This is a genomic window from Nonomuraea sp. KM88 (assembly GCF_052245635.1).
Classification (GTDB): domain Bacteria; phylum Actinomycetota; class Actinomycetes; order Streptosporangiales; family Streptosporangiaceae; genus Nonomuraea.
Genome location: NZ_JBQQCC010000027.1, coordinates 79,414 through 97,500, shown reverse-complemented (window position 1 = coordinate 97,500; position 18,087 = coordinate 79,414). Strand labels below are relative to the sequence as shown.

The 18,087-nt window shown below is 71.4% G+C and carries 18 protein-coding genes; 13 read left to right on the top strand and 5 right to left on the bottom strand.

Features of this window, described 5'->3' with window-relative positions; genetic code table 11:
• Positions 1-121: 121 nt before the first annotated feature.
• The 3 genes from ACTWPV_RS45325 (at position 122) to ACTWPV_RS45315 (ending at position 3,278) form a co-directional block, all read left to right on the top strand.
• A complete protein-coding gene (locus tag ACTWPV_RS45325) occupies positions 122-916 on the top strand; it encodes a radical SAM protein (protein ID WP_443156552.1) in 795 nt (264 codons plus the stop codon).
• Between the two features lie 156 nt (positions 917-1,072).
• Entirely contained in the window at positions 1,073-1,741 is a 669-nt protein-coding gene (locus tag ACTWPV_RS45320; protein WP_443156551.1) for a TetR/AcrR family transcriptional regulator, read from the top strand.
• Between the two features lie 151 nt (positions 1,742-1,892).
• Positions 1,893-3,278: a tannase/feruloyl esterase family alpha/beta hydrolase gene (locus ACTWPV_RS45315; RefSeq protein ID WP_443156550.1), complete on the top strand. Its 1,386-nt coding sequence runs from the start codon at positions 1,893-1,895 to the stop codon at positions 3,276-3,278.
• On the opposite strand, the gene ACTWPV_RS45310 is transcribed toward ACTWPV_RS45315, so the two are convergent.
• Complete coding sequence (locus tag ACTWPV_RS45310) at positions 3,271-4,164, bottom strand: LysR family transcriptional regulator (protein ID WP_443156549.1); 894 nt, start codon at positions 4,162-4,164, stop codon at positions 3,271-3,273. The genes ACTWPV_RS45315 and ACTWPV_RS45310 overlap by 8 nt on opposite strands.
• Positions 4,165-4,297: 133 nt before the next feature.
• On the opposite strand from ACTWPV_RS45310, the gene ACTWPV_RS45305 reads away from it, so the two are divergent.
• Both ACTWPV_RS45305 and ACTWPV_RS45300 read left to right on the top strand, forming a co-directional pair.
• On the top strand, positions 4,298-5,485 hold the full coding sequence (locus ACTWPV_RS45305) for a CaiB/BaiF CoA transferase family protein (protein WP_443156548.1): 1,188 nt from the start codon (positions 4,298-4,300) through the stop codon (positions 5,483-5,485).
• An 18-nt stretch (positions 5,486-5,503) separates the two neighbouring features.
• A complete protein-coding gene (locus ACTWPV_RS45300; RefSeq protein WP_443156547.1) occupies positions 5,504-6,904 on the top strand; it encodes an SLC13 family permease in 1,401 nt (466 codons plus the stop codon).
• 140 nt (positions 6,905-7,044) lie between these two features.
• On the opposite strand, the gene ACTWPV_RS45295 is transcribed toward ACTWPV_RS45300, so the two are convergent.
• Positions 7,045-8,580 (bottom strand): pectate lyase family protein, encoded by a 1,536-nt coding sequence (locus ACTWPV_RS45295; protein WP_443156546.1) that lies wholly within the window; start codon positions 8,578-8,580, stop codon positions 7,045-7,047.
• 256 nt (positions 8,581-8,836) lie between these two features.
• On the opposite strand from ACTWPV_RS45295, the gene ACTWPV_RS45290 reads away from it, so the two are divergent.
• Both ACTWPV_RS45290 and ACTWPV_RS45285 read left to right on the top strand, forming a co-directional pair.
• A complete protein-coding gene (locus ACTWPV_RS45290; RefSeq protein ID WP_443156545.1) occupies positions 8,837-9,508 on the top strand; it encodes a GNAT family N-acetyltransferase in 672 nt (223 codons plus the stop codon).
• A gap of 10 nt (positions 9,509-9,518) precedes the next feature.
• Positions 9,519-9,644: a hypothetical protein gene (locus ACTWPV_RS45285; protein WP_443156544.1), complete on the top strand. Its 126-nt coding sequence runs from the start codon at positions 9,519-9,521 to the stop codon at positions 9,642-9,644.
• 91 nt (positions 9,645-9,735) lie between these two features.
• Here ACTWPV_RS45285 and ACTWPV_RS45280 read toward each other — a convergent pair whose 3' ends face one another.
• The gene (locus ACTWPV_RS45280; protein WP_347649639.1) at positions 9,736-10,245 is read right to left on the bottom strand and encodes a CGNR zinc finger domain-containing protein; all 510 of its coding nucleotides are present in this window, start codon (positions 10,243-10,245) and stop codon (positions 9,736-9,738) included.
• 95 nt (positions 10,246-10,340) lie between these two features.
• On the opposite strand from ACTWPV_RS45280, the gene ACTWPV_RS45275 reads away from it, so the two are divergent.
• Both ACTWPV_RS45275 and ACTWPV_RS45270 read left to right on the top strand, forming a co-directional pair.
• Positions 10,341-11,210: an alpha/beta fold hydrolase gene (locus ACTWPV_RS45275; protein ID WP_443156543.1), complete on the top strand. Its 870-nt coding sequence runs from the start codon at positions 10,341-10,343 to the stop codon at positions 11,208-11,210.
• A 111-nt stretch (positions 11,211-11,321) separates the two neighbouring features.
• Positions 11,322-11,759: a glutaredoxin domain-containing protein gene (locus ACTWPV_RS45270; RefSeq protein WP_347649637.1), complete on the top strand. Its 438-nt coding sequence runs from the start codon at positions 11,322-11,324 to the stop codon at positions 11,757-11,759.
• Positions 11,760-11,815: 56 nt separating this feature from the next.
• Here the strand turns inward: ACTWPV_RS45270 and ACTWPV_RS45265 are convergent, their stop codons facing one another.
• Positions 11,816-12,706, bottom strand: coding sequence for an NAD(P)-dependent oxidoreductase (locus ACTWPV_RS45265; protein ID WP_443156542.1), 891 nt, complete (start codon positions 12,704-12,706; stop codon positions 11,816-11,818).
• A gap of 28 nt (positions 12,707-12,734) precedes the next feature.
• Here ACTWPV_RS45265 and ACTWPV_RS45260 point away from each other — a divergent pair, with 28 nt between their 5' ends.
• The 3 genes from ACTWPV_RS45260 (at position 12,735) to ACTWPV_RS45250 (ending at position 14,522) form a co-directional block, all read left to right on the top strand.
• A complete protein-coding gene (locus ACTWPV_RS45260) occupies positions 12,735-13,106 on the top strand; it encodes a winged helix-turn-helix transcriptional regulator (RefSeq protein WP_443156541.1) in 372 nt (123 codons plus the stop codon).
• Positions 13,107-13,263: 157 nt separating this feature from the next.
• Complete coding sequence (locus ACTWPV_RS45255) at positions 13,264-13,641, top strand: hypothetical protein (RefSeq protein WP_443156540.1); 378 nt, start codon at positions 13,264-13,266, stop codon at positions 13,639-13,641.
• Positions 13,642-13,880: 239 nt separating this feature from the next.
• Positions 13,881-14,522 (top strand): class I SAM-dependent methyltransferase, encoded by a 642-nt coding sequence (locus ACTWPV_RS45250; RefSeq protein ID WP_443156539.1) that lies wholly within the window; start codon positions 13,881-13,883, stop codon positions 14,520-14,522.
• 131 nt (positions 14,523-14,653) lie between these two features.
• On the opposite strand, the gene ACTWPV_RS45245 is transcribed toward ACTWPV_RS45250, so the two are convergent.
• Entirely contained in the window at positions 14,654-17,485 is a 2,832-nt protein-coding gene (locus tag ACTWPV_RS45245) for an ATP-binding protein (RefSeq protein WP_443156538.1), read from the bottom strand.
• A 231-nt stretch (positions 17,486-17,716) separates the two neighbouring features.
• Here ACTWPV_RS45245 and ACTWPV_RS45240 point away from each other — a divergent pair, with 231 nt between their 5' ends.
• Positions 17,717-18,073, top strand: a complete 357-nt coding sequence (locus ACTWPV_RS45240; RefSeq protein WP_347649631.1) for a VOC family protein — start codon at positions 17,717-17,719, stop codon at positions 18,071-18,073.
• The last annotated feature ends 14 nt before the right edge of the window (positions 18,074-18,087 follow it).

The window sequence follows — 18,087 nt, the reverse complement described above, 5'->3', positions numbered from 1 at the left end:
ACTACGGTGAGCACGGGTGTGCCTTCCCGACCGACGTTGGCGCGTCGGCCTTATCTCGAAACCTTGATCAGATGATTCGGGAAGGTACACCCCTTCCCGTCAGATCCACAGGTTTCGATCATTGCTCAGCCGGCTCGCGGCTTCCGACTACGACGGCTGGCTGCGGCGGTGCACGGCTCACCTGCCCGTCAGGAGCGTGGCGCTCACTGGTGGCGAACCCTTGCTCCGTCCGGACCTCGTGGAGCTGGCGGCTGTGGCGCGCCGGCACGTGGACACGGTCCGCGTCTTCACCAACGCCGTACGCGTGACCGACGAGATCGCCGAGGCGCTGTCGCGGCTGGGATGCGGCGCCGACGTGAGCATCGACCATGTGAGTTCCGACGCGGCCGACCAGGTTCGCGGTGGCACGAAGGCGACCCTGGCGGGCATCGAACGTCTCGACGCGGCGGGCGTGCCGCTGCAGATCGTCATGGTGGTGACCAGTCTCAACTGGAGGGAGGTCGAGGAGCTCGTACGCCGGGCGCGGGAGCGGAAATGGCAGGTCGAGCTGCTCGCGGTGTCGGTGCCGTCCCGCCATCCGCTCAGCATGAGCACCCTGACCCCCGCTGAACGCACCGAGCTGCTGCGCGTCATCGACGAGTCGGCGGACGCCTTCAAGAGCCGGGTCTATTTCGAGAGGCTGCGGCATTTCCTGATGTCCGGCCGGATCCCCATGATCCGGTCGTGCGTGACGGGCCAGGAAGGCGTGTTCGTGAATTCCGACGGCGAGATCTGGGTCTGTGCCCATCGCGGTGACACGTCGCTGGGGAACGTCAGGGACGTGTCACCGCGGGAGCTTCTGGCCGGCAAGGGCGCGGTGCTCGCGCGCCGCCCGGCTGGTCCGTGCGCGAGCACGGGATGCCTGTCGCTCACCTGATCGCGGGCTCGCCGCCCCCGGTGATCCGGGCGGACTGATCAGCCAGGCGGCTGGGCGCATGGTCGCTCGTAGAATGCTCGTGGCGGGGCAGGGCCGGCCTGTCGGGCGGGCGGCATCGAAACCATGCACCCGGAGTCGAAGGGGCGAGGGTCGCGGATGGCCAGACGGCAGGCCCGATTCACCGCACAGGACTTGGCGGACGATCCCCGGCTGCGAGACCATTCCCCCGACCTGTGGAGGCAGGACCTGGGGGAGGTGCAGCGCCGCCTGTTGTCGTCGGCGGTGCGCTGCTTCGCCACGAACGGTTTCCACGCCACGACCACGCGCGACATCGCCGGGGGCGTCGGGCTCAGCCCGGCCGCCCTCTACGTGCACTTCCCCTCGAAGGAACTCGTCCTCTTCGAGATCATCCGGGTCGGTCACGAGCGGGTCCTGGAGCGCGTACGCGACCCGTCCATCCTGGCGGTGGAGAGCTCGGCGGACCGGCTGCGGGCCATCGTCTCGGCGTACACCGTGTGGCATGCCCGCCACCACGTGACCGCGCGGGTGTGCCAGATGGAGCTGAACTCCCTCACGGCCGAGCACTACGGCGAGATCGTGGAGCTGCGCCACCGGACCAACGGATACTTCCGGGAGGCGGTCGCGCGCGGCGTGGCCGACGGGACGTTCGCGCAGGTCGACGTCAGGCGGGTCACGCGCGCGATGTTGTCGCTCAGCATCGATCTGGTCCGCTGGTACCGCCTCGACGGCCCCGACTCGCCGGAGCAGCTCGGTGAGTTCTACGCCGGGCTCGCGCTGAAGCTGGTCACCCCTGCGGGCACGTAGGCCCCGCGCGCGCTGCGGAGGGTCACTGGTTGACAAGTGACCCTCCGCACCTGACTATGCGCTTAGTAACCTCCGTGATCAGACAAAAGGCCCCCATAGCGCCTTGAACCACGCCGGTCTGCGCATCGGACCGGACCCCAGGGAGTCGCACATGCCCCTTCTCCTTCGCAGATCTGCTGTCTTCTCGGCCCTGCTGGCCTCGCTCGTTGCGGTCCCTCTGGTGCCGGCGGCGTCGCCCGCGCGGGCGGACACCCGCTGCTCCCGCATGGGCAAGGTCCACGTACCGGGCGCACAACACCAGGTCGCCACCTGCCTGGACGACCTGACCACCGCCGGTACGGTCGCCTCAGGGCACACCGACGCCGCCGACTGGGCGGGGCTGCACGCGGCGGCCACCCGCAACCCGAGCGGAGTGCCGGGGATCCAGATCGACGGCTACTTCCCGGACGACTCCACGTTCAACCCCACCCACGGCTGGAACCACGACTCCCAGTTCGTGATCCGGCTGCCGAAGAAGTGGAACGGCGGGCTGGTGGTCGCGGGCGCGCCGGGAAACCGCCGCCAGTACGCCAACGACTTCACGATCTCCGACTACGTGCTGGCCAAGGGCTACGCCTACGCCGCGACCGACAAGGGCAACGGCGGCACAGAGTTCTACAAGGACGGCAGGCGGCCAGGCGACGCCTACGTCGAGTGGTACCACCGGATGACCCAGATCACCATCGCCGCCAAGGCCACCGTCGCCCGCCACTACCGCAAGCCGCTGCGCAGGACGTACGCGGCGGGCATCTCCAACGGCGGCCAGCTGGTGCGCTGGGCGCTGGAGAACCACCCCGAGCTGTACGACGGCGGCGTCGACGCGGAAGGCACGTACTGGCCGCCGGACAATGGCCCGAACGCGCTGGTCTACCTGCCGGTGGCGCTGCGCAACTACCCGAAGTACGCCGAGAACGGCGACCCCGAGGCGCACGCCGCGATGCTGCGGGCCGGTTTCGCCCCCGGCTCGGAGTTCCTGTGGGAGTTCAACTACCGCAACATCTGGGACGGCACGCAGCGCCGCGCCCGCGAGGAGATCGACCCGGAGTACGACGGCGACCTGGAGGCGGGCATCCCGTTCTGCGAGAGCGGCACGCCCAACTGCGACGCCGACTACGACTACTACGCGCGCCCGAAGAGCGTGCACAAGGTGGTGCGGCGGGCCTCGATGAGCGGCCGCATCGGCAAGCCGCTGATCACCGTGCACGGGACGCTGGACACTCTGCTGCCGATCGCGGTCCACGGCGACCCGTACGCCGAGCTGGTGCGCAAGCAGGGCAGGGCTGCCCTGCACCGCTACTACAGGATGGAAGGCGCCTCCCACCTGGACATCGAGTACGACATGTTCCCCGACCGGATGCGGCCGCTGCTGCCCTGCATGCGGACGGCGTTCGAGGCCCTCGAACGCTGGACGGCCCACGGCGGCCACAAGCCCCCGCCCAGTGCCACCATTCCCCGCCAGACCTCCGGGGACGTGGTCAACACCTGCTCCATCAGCTGACCGGGCCGCCGGCCAGCTCGCCGGCCCTGGCGCGGATGAGCCGCTGGACGATGAGGGCCGACGGCGAGGGCCGGCTGTCCTGACGCTGGGTCAGGCACAGGTGGACGGGCTGCGCGTCGGAGATGGGGAGCCAGACCAGGTCGGTGATGTCGGCCGAGGTGTCGAAACCGGCGAGGACGCCGAGGCCGACGCCCTGGCCGACCATCACCTTGACGGTCCGCGCCGACATGGCCTGCACGACGACGTCCGGGGCCACCACGTGCCGGTGCAGCGTCTCCCACATCACGGTGCCCGCCCGCATGGTGACGATGGGCCACGTCTCGAGATCACGCCAGTGGATCTGCTCGCGCCCGGCCAGCGGATGGTCGGTGCGCGCGTACGCCCCGAGGGGCGCGGAGATGAGCGGGATCCGGCGCAGCCCCGGCGCCGCCGGGGCCAGCGGTGTGGTGATCACCCCGAAGTCCAGCGCGCCGTCCAGCACGGCGGTCTCGACGGCCGACGACGCCCCCTCGCGGACGGCGAAGCGCAGCCCCGGATGGTGCCGGCGCAACCGGCCCACGACCGGCGCGATGATGGTCTCGACCGTCACCGTGACGCCGCCGATCTGCACCCGGCCGCGGTAGGCGCCGCTCGACCGCATCGCCGACTCGCGCACCGCCTCCTCGGCCTCCACCAGCCGGCGCAGCGCCTCGATCAGGGCCTGGCCGGCGGGGGTCGGGCGCACGCCGTGCCGGCTGCGGGTGAGCAGGACGACGTCGAGATCCTCCTCCAGCAACGCGATCTGCTGCCCGACCGTGGGCTGGCTGACGCCGCACCGGGCGGCCGCCGCGCGCAGCGATCCCGTCTCGACGGCGGCCAGGAAATAACGTGCCCGTTCCACCCGCACCGCGCCACCATAAAGGCAAAACCTTCCACCTGTGAACTCCATCCATGTCTTCCCCGCACGCCGATGGCACGGCATGGTGACGACAGTCACATCGATCCCGCTATCGACGCTCCCCAGGTGAAAGGAATATCCAGTGGCCAACGGTCCGCTCAGCGGAGTGCGCGTCCTGGACGTGTCGACGATCCTGGCCGGCCCTCTGGCGTCCTCGCTGCTCGGCGAGTTCGGCGCCGAGGTGATCAAGGTCGAGCACCCCGCCACCGGCGACCCGGCGCGCCACTACCCGCCACTGGAGGACGGCGAGTCGGCCGCCTGGGCGATGCTCGGCCGCGGCAAGCGCAGCGTCACGATCGACCTGCACCACGCCGAGGCGGCCGGTCTGGTCGGGCGGCTGGTCGCGGCCGTGGACATCGTGGTGACCAACTTCCGCCCGGCGACGCTGCGCCGGTTCGGCATCGACTTCGACGACCTCAGGGCGTACCGGCCGGATCTGGTGATGGTCCAGGTGAGCGCGTTCGGCCGCACCGGCCCGTACGCCGACCGGCCCGGCTTCGCCCGCGTCGCGGAGGCGTTCGCGGGTCTGACCTACCGCACGGGCGCCCCGGAACGGCCGCCGCTTTTCGCCGGCTATCCCGTGGCCGACGGCGTCACCGGCATCTACGCCGCGTTCGCCGCCATGCTCGCGCTGCGCCAGCGCGACCTCACCAGGCAGGCGCAGCTGGCCGACATCCCCCTCTACGAGCCGCTGCTTCGGATGATGGAGGACTTCATCGTCGAGTACGGCGCGACCGGCGAGAACCGCGAGCGCCAGGGCAACCAGAACCCGCACATCAGCCCCAACGACCTCTACCGCACCCGTGACGGCCGCTGGCTGGCCCTGCCCGCCTCGACCGAGCAGATGTGGCGCCGGCTGGTCAAGGTCATGGACGCCCCGGACCTCGCCGTACACGACTCCATGACCGCCCGGCTGGAGCACCGCGAGCAGATCGAGGCGCGGGTCGCCGCCTTCGTCGCGGCGCACGACCTGGAGCCGCTGATGGCGCTGCTCGTCGACGCCGGCGTGGCCGCCGGGCCGGTGAACTCGGCGGCCGACATCTGCGCCGACCCGCACATCCGCGCCCGCGGCTCGGTGGTGGAGGTGCCGGACGACAGGACGGGCCGCCCGCGGCTCATGCAGGCGCCCGCCGGACGCTTCTCCGGCTTCGACGCCACGATCGGCCGCACCGCGCCGGCCCTCGGCGAGCACACCGCCGAAGTCCTGCGCGACCTCGCCGGGATCGAGGAGCAAGAGATCCATGACCTGCGCCACCGAGGAGTGGTCTGACCGAGAAAGAGCGTGCTCATGACCGTCGCGACTCTGTCCATCATCGTGCTGGCCGCCCTGCTCGCGGCGACCCTGATACCCGGCTTCGACCTCGGGCTGGGCGCCCTGGCGGCGGCGTTCATCCTCGGGCTCGCCGCCGGCGTGCCGGCGAACGACGTGACGGGGTTCTTCCCGGCCGACTTCTTCGTGCTCATCGTGGGCGTGACCGCCCTGTTCGCCGTCGCCCAGCGCAACGGGACCCTCGACTGGTTACTGGACCTGCTGCTCCGGCTGGCGGGCGGCCGGCTGGTGCTGATCTCCCTGGTTCCCTTCGCCATCGGCGCCGTTCTCACCGCCGCCGGCACTCTGCCCGCGGCCGCGACCGCCATCGTCTCGCCGATCGCCCTCGGGTTCGCCGCGCGGTACCGGACCTCGCCGCTGATCGCCGCCGTCCTGGGCGTCACCGGGATCATCAGCGGGCTGCTGTCGCCGCTCGCCGTCTACGGCGTCACCGCACGCGAGCTGAGCACCAAGCTCGGCATCGGCCTGCCCGGCTCGGGCCCGGTGGCCTTCCTGGCCGGCGGGCTGCTCGCCGGCCTGGTGGTGTGCGCGGGCCTGCTGGTCGTCGGCCTGTGGAGCGGCGGCATCCCACGCGGCCGGGTCGCGGTCTCCGCCACGGCCCACCCTGCCGGGCCGGGCGCCACCGTCCAGGACCCGGGACCGGGCACCGCCGCGCCGGAGCCGGCCGGCACGGCATCCCCGGAGCCGGAGCCGGAGCCGGAGCCCGCGTCCGGCGGTGGCGGCACCCGGACGGCGACGGTCGCCGCACCACCCGCGCCCGCCACCCCGCAGACCCGGCCCGGAGCCCGTGGCTTCACCCTGCTGTGCATGCTCGCCGTCGTCGCCCTGTCCGTCGGCTTCGACATGAACGTGGGCTATCTCGGCCTGACCGCCGCGCTGGTCCTGCAACTGGTGTTCCGGCTGCCGGTCGACGCGATCGTGTCCAGGATCCCGTGGAACGTGGTCCTGCTGATCGGCGGCCTGCTGACGTACGTGGGCCTGATGCAGCACCTGGGGGCGTTCAAGCAGATCAGCGACCTGCTCACGATCGAAGGGTCGCCGCTCCTCAGCCTGCTGGTGCTCTGCTACATCGCCGGCGTCACGTCCTTCGCCGCCAGCTCCATCGCGGTGTTCGCGACCGTCATGCCGCTGCTGCCCCCGCTGGTGGCCGCCGGCGTCTCCCCGGTCGGCGGCGTGCTCGCCCTCGCCCTCGCGTCGGTGCTGGTCGACATCAACCCGCTCGGCATCACCGGCGGCCTCATCCTCGGCGCCGCCGAGCCCTCGGTCCGGCCGCGCCTGTTCCGCCAGCTGCTCACCTACGGCCTCGTCTCGATCGTGGTCGCACCTCTCCTCGCCTGGCTCGCCTTCGCCTGGTGGTGAAGGGTGCGGTCCGCCTGGCCCGGCTCGCCTGGAGGTGTCCCCCTCGTGTCGGAAGATCACGACACCAGGGGGACACGCTTCGCGTTCGGTGTACGGAGCGGCCTCCGGTTCCGGGACGCTCCGTGGATCAGCAGACGGAGCTACGAGGCGTAGGTCTCGAACTCGGCGACCCTCGGCGTGCCGTTCGCGCCGGTGATCCTGAAGGTGATCTTCTTCAGCGAGGTCGGGGTGAAGGTGATGGCGCCCGCCCCGCTGCCGGACTTCAGGACGGCCCCGGTGCCGTGGTTGACGAGCTGCCAGGATCCGATGGCGCCCGAGGAGCCTGACGCCTCGCGGATGACGACCCTGCCGACCGTCGTGGCGGAGCCCCACTTGACCGAGATGTCACCGGTCGAGCCGGAAGGCGACCAGTAGGTGCTCATGTCGCCGTCCCGCACGTTGCCGTAGCTCGTCCCGCTTGCCTTGCCGGAGCCGTCGGAGCCGGCTCCGATGCTGAGGTTGGTCCCGCTGGGCGGCGGCGTGGTCGGCGGGTCGGTGGGATCGGTCGGGGGCGTCGTGGGCTCCTGCGGGTCGGAGCAGTTGCCGGGCGACACCAGCATGCCCTTGTTGGCGCCGGCCGTCTGCTGGACGACGTCCGGCACGCAACCGGCCTGGTCGAGGCTGTAGGAGTAGGGGATGCTGACCGAGGTGTTCGACTGCGGGTCGGGGCCGGCTGGGTTGTTCTCGTCGCCGCGGCTCGACCAGGTCACGTTGTCGAAGATGTTGCCGCCGACCTGCCAGTAGCCGGCCTCGTTGGTGTAGAAGGTGCCGAGAACGTCCTTGGAGTCCTCGAAGTAGTTGTTGTCCACCCTGGCGCGGCCCCCGGCCCGGGAGTTGATGCCGGATTCGTGCAGGTCCACGTAGTGGTTGTTGTAGATGTGGGCGATGCCGCCACGCAGCAGGGGGGTGCGGGAGTCGATGTTCTCGTACCGGTTGTGGTGGAAGGTGACGTAGCCGTTCGAGCGGTCGCTCTCGCTGGACCCGATGAGCCCGCCGCGGCCGGAGTTGCGCAGGATGCTGTAGGACAGGGTCACGTACTGGGTGTCGTTCTTCATGTCGAAGAGGCCGTCGAAGCCTTCAGACTCCCCGCCCGAGGCCTCCAGGGTGGCGTGATCGACCCAGACGTTGCGGACGCTGCTCTCCATGCCGATGGCGTCGCCGCCGTTGGACGTGGGCGAGCCCGACTTCTTCACGTTCCGGATGGTCACGTTCTGGATGATGATGTTGCGGGCCTCGCGGATGTGGATGCCCAGCTGGTCGAAGACGGCCCCGTTGCCGACGCCGATGATCGTGACGTTGCTGATCTGCTTGAGCTCGATCACGTCGTCGGCGGTGTTGCAGCTGTCGCCCGACACCTTGCTGGTGTTGCCGTGGTTGATGGTGCCCTCCACCTCGATGGTGATCGGGGTGGAGCTGCTGGCCCGGTTGCACAGCGCCGCGTGGATCGCGGTGCCGGTGGTGGCCCGCACCGTCTGCCCGCCCGCACCGCCGGTGGTCCCGCCGTTGCCGGTCGCGTAGCCGGTGGCGCTGCCGGCCGCCGCCGAGGCCTGGGTCACCGGTAAGGTCACACCGACCGCGGCCGCGGTGGCCAGCGCGGCCAGCGCCGCATGGAGTCGCAGCGCGACTGCTCGTCTCATCTCGTACCACCTTCGTCGTCGTGGACGCCCACACCGTAGGAAAGCGCTTTCCGCCTGTCAATGAAGGGTGAAACTTTCACGCCGTACCGGCCGGTCCCGGTCACGGCCGGGCGGGCGGGCGATGGCGAGGACCGGCGCATGGACGCCGATGCCATCGCCCTCAGGAAAGGTGCAGGAAGGTGCAGAAACGTTCGTCGAAATGCTCGCGCGTTCTTGCGGACGCGCCGCCGCCGCCCGTCGTGGGACACTGTGCCGCATGGCAGATCCGCCACCGGCCGGCGCCGCCGGCGTCCGGTTCACCACGCGCCTGCGGCTGGAGCCGGCCGGCCCCGCTCACGCCTCCGACCTCTGGCTCGTGCACGGCGACGAGGAGGTCTGGCCGTGGTACGGCGCCGGCAGGCCGAGCTTCGAGCAGGCGGAGGAACGGGCGAGGTTCATGGGTGACTCGTGGCGCCTCCACGGTGTGCACAAATGGGTCGCCTACGACCGCGTGAGCGGCCAGGTCGTCGGCCGCGGCGGACTTTCGCGCACGCCGGTCGACGACGACTGGGGTCAGCTCTACGCGTTCCTTCCGGCGGAGCCGTGGGTGCGCGACGCGCACGAGGCCCGCCACCCGTTCGTGGCGCACGCGCACTGGCTCGAGATCGGCTGGGCGCTGCGGCGGGAGTTCTGGGGGCGCGGGTACGCCTCCGAGATCGGCCGCGCCGGGCTGGCGTTCGCGTTCGACGTCCTCGGGGCGCGAGCGGTGGTGTCGTGCACGGCCCGCCACAACGGGCGTTCACGAGCGGTGATGGAGCGCATCGGCATGCGGTACGCGGGCGAGATCCGCACCCGCGGCACGGTCGAGGGGATGCGCGGAGAGCAGGACGACGCGCCGTACGCGGTGTGCGTGCGGCTACGCGACCCCGGCGCGGCCGGAAACGGATGAGCCGCTGGTAGTGGCGCCTGTGGGGTCCTGCCGCCAGGCGATCGCGCGCGTACGCGACGAGTTGGGCGAGGTCGACACCCAGGATCCGGCGCAGGTCGGCGCCGCGCTGCACGAATGGTTCGCTCGCACGCTGTAAGGAGCGGCGCGGCGTTATTTCTGATCGCGACGTCGCGCTGGGCGGTCCCCGATGGTTCGAAGGCCGCGGCGTGGCCTGGCGGCGGCTCCTTTCAGCCGGCCGGCGGCTGGTGCGTGCGCTGATAGTGCCGCCGCGCCTTCATCCGGTTGCCGCACACGGCCATCGAGCACCAGCGTGCCCGGTTGGTCTTGCTGCGATCGAGGAGGAACAGCCTGCACTCGCTGTTGGCGCAGGGCCTCAGCCGCCCGGGCCGGGTCCGCTCCAGCGCGTCCCAGGTCAGGATCACCCTGACGCTCATCGCCCGCCCGGCTGGGACGTCGAGTGACCATTCCACGCCCCGCTCCGACATGGCCGGGCGGTAGGTGGCGCCTTCGAGGAAAGGCCCCAGCGCGCTGCCCGGCAGGTCGCCGCGGAGGATCTCCTGCAAAGCGTCCCTGACCTGCCGGACGGCGTCGCGTTCCGGCGATGACCCGTCGCCTCCACGTTGCCGCAGCCAGGTGCGCGCCTCGGCCGGATCGGCGAGGAGGTCCTGGTGGATCCCGTCGACGACCGGAGTGCTGTTGAGCAGGTCCAACAGCACGTCTTCGTCCGCCCATGTCATCGTCTCGAACATTGCCTAACCCCTGATTGCTGCTTGACAGGTTATAGCCGCTTCTGCTTCAGTCTAACCATTCAATCAGATCAAAGGGGTTAGTTATGGCGAACGTCCACCACCGTTACGCGACCGTGCAGGGCCGGCGGCTGTTCTACCGCGAAGCCGGACCCGCGGACGCGCCCGCCATCGTCCTGCTGCACGGCTTCCCGACCAGCTCGTTCATGTTCCGCGAGCTCATCCCGGCACTGGCCGACCGCTACCACGTCATCGCCCCCGACCACCTGGGGTTCGGGCTGTCCGACGCGCCGCCGGCCGAAGACTTCGACTACACCTTCGACGCGCTCACCGGGCTGACGTCGGGCCTGCTCGACCAGCTCGGCATCTCCCGCTACGCCATCTACGTGCAGGACTACGGCGCCCCGATCGGCTGGCGGCTCGTCCTGGACAACCCGGACGCGATCACGGCGATCATCACCCAGAACGGCAACGCCTACGAAGCCGGTTTCGTCCCCAGCTTCTGGACCACCGTCTGGGACTACCACCGCGAACAGACACCCGAGACCGAAAAGGCCGTCCGGCAGGCGCTTACTCTGGACGCGATCCGCTGGCAGTACCTCACCGGCGTGCCCGACGAGACCCTCGTCAGCCCCGACACCTGGCACCACGACGTCGCCCTGGTCTCCCGCCCCGGCAACGACCGCGTCCAACTGGCCCTGTTCCTGGACTACGCCACCAACCCGCCGCTCTACCCCCGCCTGCACGAAGTCCTGCGCGAACGACGGCCACCGCTGCTGGCCGTCTGGGGCGAGGGGGATGAGATCTTCGGCCCCGACGGCGCCCGCGCCTTCGCCGCCGACGTGCCCGAGGCTGAGATCCACCTCCTCGAAGGCGGCCACTTCCTCCTGGAGAGCGCCCTCGACGAGGTGGCGCGGCTGATCAGGGATTTCCTCGGCCGGAACCTGCGCGCCTGATACCTGCCGGCAACCCCGGACACGGGCGGCGCCATGCGCTTGATCCGAGCGATGGGACGTGCGACCACCTCGGCATCCGTCGGCTTTCGAGTCACCGATAGCCTGCGTCACATGAACCGCGCATGGGTCCTGCCGACGGTGCTCGCGGTCTGCGGCACGCTGGTGGCGGTCGCCCTGGTGTCCAGGGGTGCTCCCGGCGCGGCCGTCGCGCTGTTGCTGGTGTACGGGCTCCTCGCAGGGCTGCACTCGTCGCTGGCCTTCCCGCGGCCGATCGCCGCGGCGGAGGCAGAACGCCGCAGCGCGGTCGACGGCCGGCCGATCGTCTACTGGAGGCCGGGGTGCAAGTACTGCCTGCGGCTGCGGATCCGGCTGGGCCGCGGCGCCCGCCGGGTGCACTGGGTCGACATCTGGCGTGACCCGGCCGGCGCGGCGGCGGTGCGGGCGGCCAACAACGGTGACGAGACCGTGCCGACCGTTGTGGTGGCGGGCCGGGTGCACGTCAACCCCGATCCTGCATGGGTGCGCGGGCAGCTACCCCCACCTGCGTGATCGGTGGCGAGGTCGTCAGCGCGACCCCGGCTTCGTAGCGGTGTGCCCGAGGCCCCTCACAGAGGGTTGAGGATGTCGGTGGTCCGGAGGAACCCGTCGGTGCCGTACCCCCGTCCGATGGCGCGGCGCGCCAGCCCTTCGGCCGCGCGCATCACGCCCGCGTCGATGCCATGGGACTCCGAGACGTGGACGATATGGGCCATGGACGACACCGCCGAGGTGATCGGGTTGATGTCGTCGGAGAACCTGCCGTGGTCGACATCCTCCGCGGCCTGGTCGAACATCGGCGGAAGGATCGTGCCGATGCCCTTGGCGAACGGTGCCAGTTCCCGCGCGGTGACCCCCTCAGCCCTGGCCACCGCCAGAGCATGTGCGTAACCTGCCATCGCGGTCCAGAAGATGTCGAGCAGGGCGATGTCGTACGCGGCCGCCCTGCCGACGTCCTCGCCGAGGTGGGTGTGGGCGCCGCCGAGGGCGTCCAGCGTCGGCCGGTGCTCGAGGTAGAGCTTCTCGGGGCCGCTGTGGAGGAACACCCCGGCGGGCGTGCCGATGGTCGTGGTCGGCGTCATGATCGCACCGTCCAGATACCCGATGCCGTGCTCGGCCGCCCAGGTCGCGGTGTCCCGGGCTCGGTCGGGGGTGTCGGCGGTCAGGTTCACGAGTGCGCGCCCGCGGAGCGCGTCGGTGACCGCGGCACGCCGCACGATGGCGTCCACCGCGTCGTAGTTCACCACGCAGACCACGGTCAAACTGCTCGCACCGACCGCTTCCTCGGGTGATCGAGCGCTGACCGCGCCCCGCTCGACGAGGTCCCGCTGCTTGCCCGGCGTCCGGTTCCAGACCGTGGTCCGTACGCCGGCCTCCAGGAAGGCGCCGGCCAGGGCCCGGCCCATCGGCCCCAGGCCGAGCACGGTGACGGCAGACTGGGCAGTGTTGTGTGAGGTCATGCTGCAACTCCATGGCAATGAGTGAACGGTGACGAAGGGGATGGCGATGACGCGCAGCCGCGCTCAGGACCCGAACGTGTGCGGCGTGACCGCGGCGATCGCGGTCATCGACGGCAAATGGAAAACGGCATTGCTCTGGCTTCTCGAATCCCGCCCGCACCGCCCCGGCGAGCTCCGCAGGCGGCTGCCGGGACTCACCGAGAAGGTGCTGACTCAGACGCTGCGGGAGATGGAGGCCGACGGGCTGGTCCACCGGGAGGTGTACGACGTACGGCCGCTGAAGACGGTGTACTCGCTGACCTCGTTCGGCCGTGAGCTCTCCGAAGCGCTGGAGCCGCTTTCCGATTGGGGCCATCGTCGCCTGGAACAGCTGGCCGAGCCGTCCCACGCGGTTTCCTGAAACACGGCCGGCCTCCCCGTCCCGTCTGGCTGTCGAGGGCCCTTTCGGCCCGCACGACCAAGCTTCGGCCCGGCCCGCCCCGATCTACAAGTACCCACAAAAAGGTGGCTATCGCAGGTAGCGAGGGCTGGGTGCGGGTGATCGGTAACCTGTACGCGTGCCGCCCACCGACCCCCGCCGAGACGCCGCTGCTCCGCGCGGTCCCGGCGTGGGCAGCCGGCCGAAGAGGGTCGCCTGGGGCGCACTGGCGTTGTTCCTGGCCGCGTTCGCCGTTTTCGAGAGCCAGAAGTACGGCGTGCCGACGACGGCCGCCGCGCTGGTGTTCTTCGTGTTCCCCGATGTGACGCGGTTCGCCGGCGTGCGCCCGCCGGGCGCTCTCCACCAGGCCGTGCACCGCGTGTGGATCCCCCTCGCCGTGCTGGTCGGCTACACCTTCGGGCCGGTCGTGTGGCCGCCGCTCTTCACGGCCGGTCTGGGCTGGCTCACCCGCATCGCCCTCGATCGCACGCTCGGGCGCGGGCTCGCCTCCTCGTGACGTGAGGGCGGGCCGCTGAACCGCGGTGGCGGACCCGCCACCGGATCCCCGTACGGCGACCGCCCGGTGACGTCCCCCGGGCCTGCTTGCAGCTGTATGCCGTCGGTTCCGTCCCCGGTGGCGTCGATACGGAACGGACCGCCGCTCTTCCCGTGAACTCCAGGCTGGACAACTGTCGTGCCGAACTGTATATCTAGATGTCGTCTCTAGTAATCAACTCTAGAAACAGGGGAACAGTGATGGATCTGGAACGCGCGGCGTGGTCGTACTTCAGCCAGGGAAGGGACGATGACGATGGCAGGGAGATCGCCGTCAAGGAGATGTTGCAGGCCTACTACATGTCCGGCAGGCCACCGTGGGACAGCGGCGTCCCGGCTCCCGAGCTGGTCGACACCGTGGAGGGGCCGGATGCGCTGCCGCCCGGGCGGGCGCTCGACCTGGGCTGCGGCACCGGCACGAACACCGTCTACCTCGCCCGCCACGGCTGGGACGTGGTGGGCGTGGACCTGATCGGCCGCGCCATCGAGCAGGCCAGGACCAAGGCCGACGCCGCCGGCCGGCAGGCGAAGCTGCTCTGCGGCGACGTGACCCGGCTGGACGAACTCGCCGTCGGTGACGGGTTCAGCCTGTTCTTCGACCTGAGCTGCTACTGCGGCATTCCCCACCACCGCCGGGACGCCTACGCCGCCGGGATCACCCGTCGTGCCCTGCCAGGAGCGCGGTTGCTGATGTTCGGGTACGGCCCGGAGGGCTTCGACGACGGCTGGAGCGGTGTCACCGCCGATGAGCTGCGTACGCGCTTCACCGGCTGGGACCTGACCGACGTCACGCCCGGCACCAACGCCGTGCCGACATACTGGTTCACCCTGCACCGCCGGTGACCGACCGCGCGGCACCCGGCCTTCGAGCCCGAGAAGTCGCGGCCCTGGGGGAGGACTTCACCCAGGGCCGCACCCTCACCGTGCGAACACCTCGCGAGGACGCTGCACGTCCTCGGCGGCGAGCGTCGGCTTCACCGGAGGGCCACAGGGGCGAGGCCGAGGCCGGCGAGCGCGGCCTGGCCGCGGGCCACATGGTCGCCGCCGGCGAGCACCAGGGTCCGCGCCGACTGATAGCGGCAGCCGGCGGCATCGAGCGCGTCCGCCGTGGCGAGCAGCCGCTCCTGGTCGCTGTCGAGCAGCGCCTGGGCCCGCTCCACAAGGGCGGTGGCGACCGGGTTGCCGGCCACGACGGTCCGGGCTTCGGTCACGGCGGCGCCGGCGCCGGAGCTCCCGGCGAGCACGGCGGCTTCGGCGCGCAGGGCGACGTACCAGTGGTGCCAGATCCAGGTGACCCACTTCCACACCTGCCTGGGCTCGGGGGCCATCCGCTCCAGCGCCTGCGGCGCCTGCCCGCGGTGCAGCAGCAGGATCGCGTCGAAGACCGCCCCGTAGCCGTAGGTGTGCTCCGGCGGGGTGCCGAGCCGATCCAGGATGTCCTGCCATTCGCGCCGGGCGTCGTGGTCGTCGCGGAGGCCGTGGATCATCGCCACAGCGGCCACCGCCGGGCAGAGGAGCGACACGGTGGGGCTTCCTGCCCGCCGCCATGCCTCGGAGAACCGGACGCTGCCGGCGAGCACCTCGTCGACGTGGCCTGCCATCGCGTCGACCATCAGCAGCCGGCACGTGGCGCGGTGACCGACCTCCGCCAGCGAAGGATGGTCGGCCAGCTGGCGTGCCCAACGGCGGGCGCCTGGCACGTCCCCCGCACCGAGGCCGGCCTCGGTGGCTATACCGAGCGCGTCGATCAGCTCGTGGGTGCCGGCCGGCGAGATCGGCAGGGATGACAGGAGGGCGATCCGGCGCCGGGCCGTGGCCGCGGTGGCGAACGTGTCGCCGGCCCAGCTCTGGGCGCCGGTTAGCGCGTCGAGCGCGGCCGACTCGGCGAGCGGGTCGCCGGTCCGGCGGGCGAGCTCGACCGCCCGCTCCGCGCGCGCCACCGTCTCCGGTACGGCGTTGCCGGGCGGGCCCTGGGCGGCGCCGAACGCGTCGGTGAGCACCGCCGCCTCGGCGAGCGCCACCGCGGCCTGCGCGGCCGGATCGTCGCCGGCCGACTCCCGCGCCTCGGCCATCAGCGCGAGCGCCTCCTCCCTGGGCGGGAGACGTACGAACGTGGTCGAGAACCGGAACGCGATGGTCGCGGCGCTCGCCAGGTCGGCGGCGGCGCCGGCGGTGTCACCTGCGCTGCGGGCGGCCTGCGCGGCCTCCCGGCGGAGGCGGTACATGTCGTCACCGGCCGTCCGGCAGCCGGCCACGGCCGCGGCCCGCCGGAGCATCGACGCGCCGGCGGCGGGGTCGGTCGCGAGCGCGGCCGCCTGCTCGTAGCGCCGCTGGGACTCGCCGGTCAGGTTACGGGTGAAGGTGAGCTCCGCCAGGCGCCGGGCAAGGTCGTACGCGTCCGTGCGCTGCTCCGGCCGGTCGGCCGCCCACGCCAGGGCCGCGCGGAGGTCGTCGGCCACCAGATCGAACCGGGCCCGCCAGTCCGCACGTACCTCCGCCAGACCGGCGGCCCCGGCCAGGCACCAGCGCAGGTGCCGGGACCGGGTGTCGACCAGCTCGCCGGCCTCGGCGAGCCGCTCCCAGCCGTACTGGCGGATGGTCTCCAACGCCCGGTACTCGGTCCCGCCCGGCGAGGCCGTCACCACCAGCAGGCTCTGCTCGGCGAGCCGGGCCAGTCCTTCGGCGACAATGCCCTCACGGCTCCCGGCCGCCTCCGCGGCACCTTCGCCCATCTCCTCCGCGGCGTCACCGGCCACCTGCGCGGCCGCCGCGGCGGTGAACGGCGCCACGAACACCGACACCCTGCGCAGCAGCGCCCGATCGACCGGCTCCAGCAGGGCGTGGCTCCAGTCCAGCGCCGCCCGCACCGAACGGTGCCGTTCATCGGCGCGGGAACCACCGGTGAGCATGCGGAGCGGGTGGGACAAGGCGGCGGTGATGCCGTCCAGCCCGAGCGCGGGATACCGGGCGGCGGCCAGCTCGATCGCCAGCGCCATGCCATCCAGCCGCTCGCAGATCGAGGCGATCGCCTCGCGCAGCAGAGGATCAGGCGGCCGGCCGACCGCCGCGGCCCGCTCCATGAACAACGTGACCGCATCCGACCCGTCATCGGCGGCCAGCGACAGCGGCGGCACCGGATACACCCTTTCGAAGGGCACCATCAGCCGTGCCCGGCTGGTCGCCAGCACCGTCACTCCGGGGCACGCCGCCAGCAGCCGCTCGAGAAGGAGCGCCACCCCGTCCACCACGTGCTCGCAGTTGTCCAGGACCAGCAGCGCATGACGGTCGGCCAGCGTGGCGAGCACGGACTCGGTGATGTCGCTGCCCGGCTGCTCACCGAGGCCGAGCGCCCCGGCGACCGCAGTGGCGATCATGCTCGGATCGGTGACCGGCACCAGGTCGACGAACCACACCCCGTCGGCGTACCCGCCTGCCGTTTCCGCGGCCACCGCCAGCGCCAGACGGGTCTTGCCCACTCCGCCCGGCCCGGCGGCGGTCACCTGGCGGTGGGCACTGATCATCTTGGCCAGCTCGGTCCGCTCACGCGCCCGCCCGACGAACGACGTCAGCGGGGCCGGCAGCACCGGCGCGGGGTGCGACGGACCGGCGCCGGTCACCTCGGGCGCACGCTGGGCAAGCGCTCGCCGATCCGGCACCTGCAGCTTGCGCAGCAGCGAGGAGACATGAGTCTCCACGGTACGTACCCCGATGAACAGCCGAGCCCCGATCTCGGCGTTGCTGAGGTGCTCCCCGACCAGCGCCAGCACCTCAGCCTCGCGAGGTGAAATATCCGCTCCTGCGACCACTGCCCCATTCTGCCGTAATCACTTCCCTGGTCCAGGCCTCCGCTTTCCGGCTCCGCTCCTGGCTTCGCGTCGGGCTGCGGGTTCGGCTCCGTGCCCGAACCCGCAGCCGGGCCCGTGGTCGGGCCCCGTGGTCGGGCCCCGTGGTCGGGTCCGTGGTCGCCACGGATCCGGGCCGGCCGTGTCGGCGGCCATGCTGTTGCACACACCGGAACCGCGACGACAGGAGTGACCATGACCGGCTCTTCCCCCCAGGCAATCAGGACCGTGCTGCACCCGGTGTCCGACCTGGGCAAGGCCACGGCGGTGTACGCGGCCCTGCTCGGTGTGCCTCCGCAGAACGACTCGCCTTACTACGTCGGTTTCGACGCCGGAGGCCAGCACATCGGGCTGGTGCCGGGAGGTGGACCGCAGGGCATGACCTCGCCGGTGGCCTACTGGCACGTGCCGGACATCGAGGCGAAGGTGGCCGAGGTCATCGCCGCGGGGGCCACCGTGAAGGAGGCCGTGCACGAGGTCGGTGGCGGCCGCCTGGTGGCCACCGTCATCGATCCCGATGGCAACGTCCTCGGGCTGATCCAGGACCGGTGAGCAGCGGACCCGCC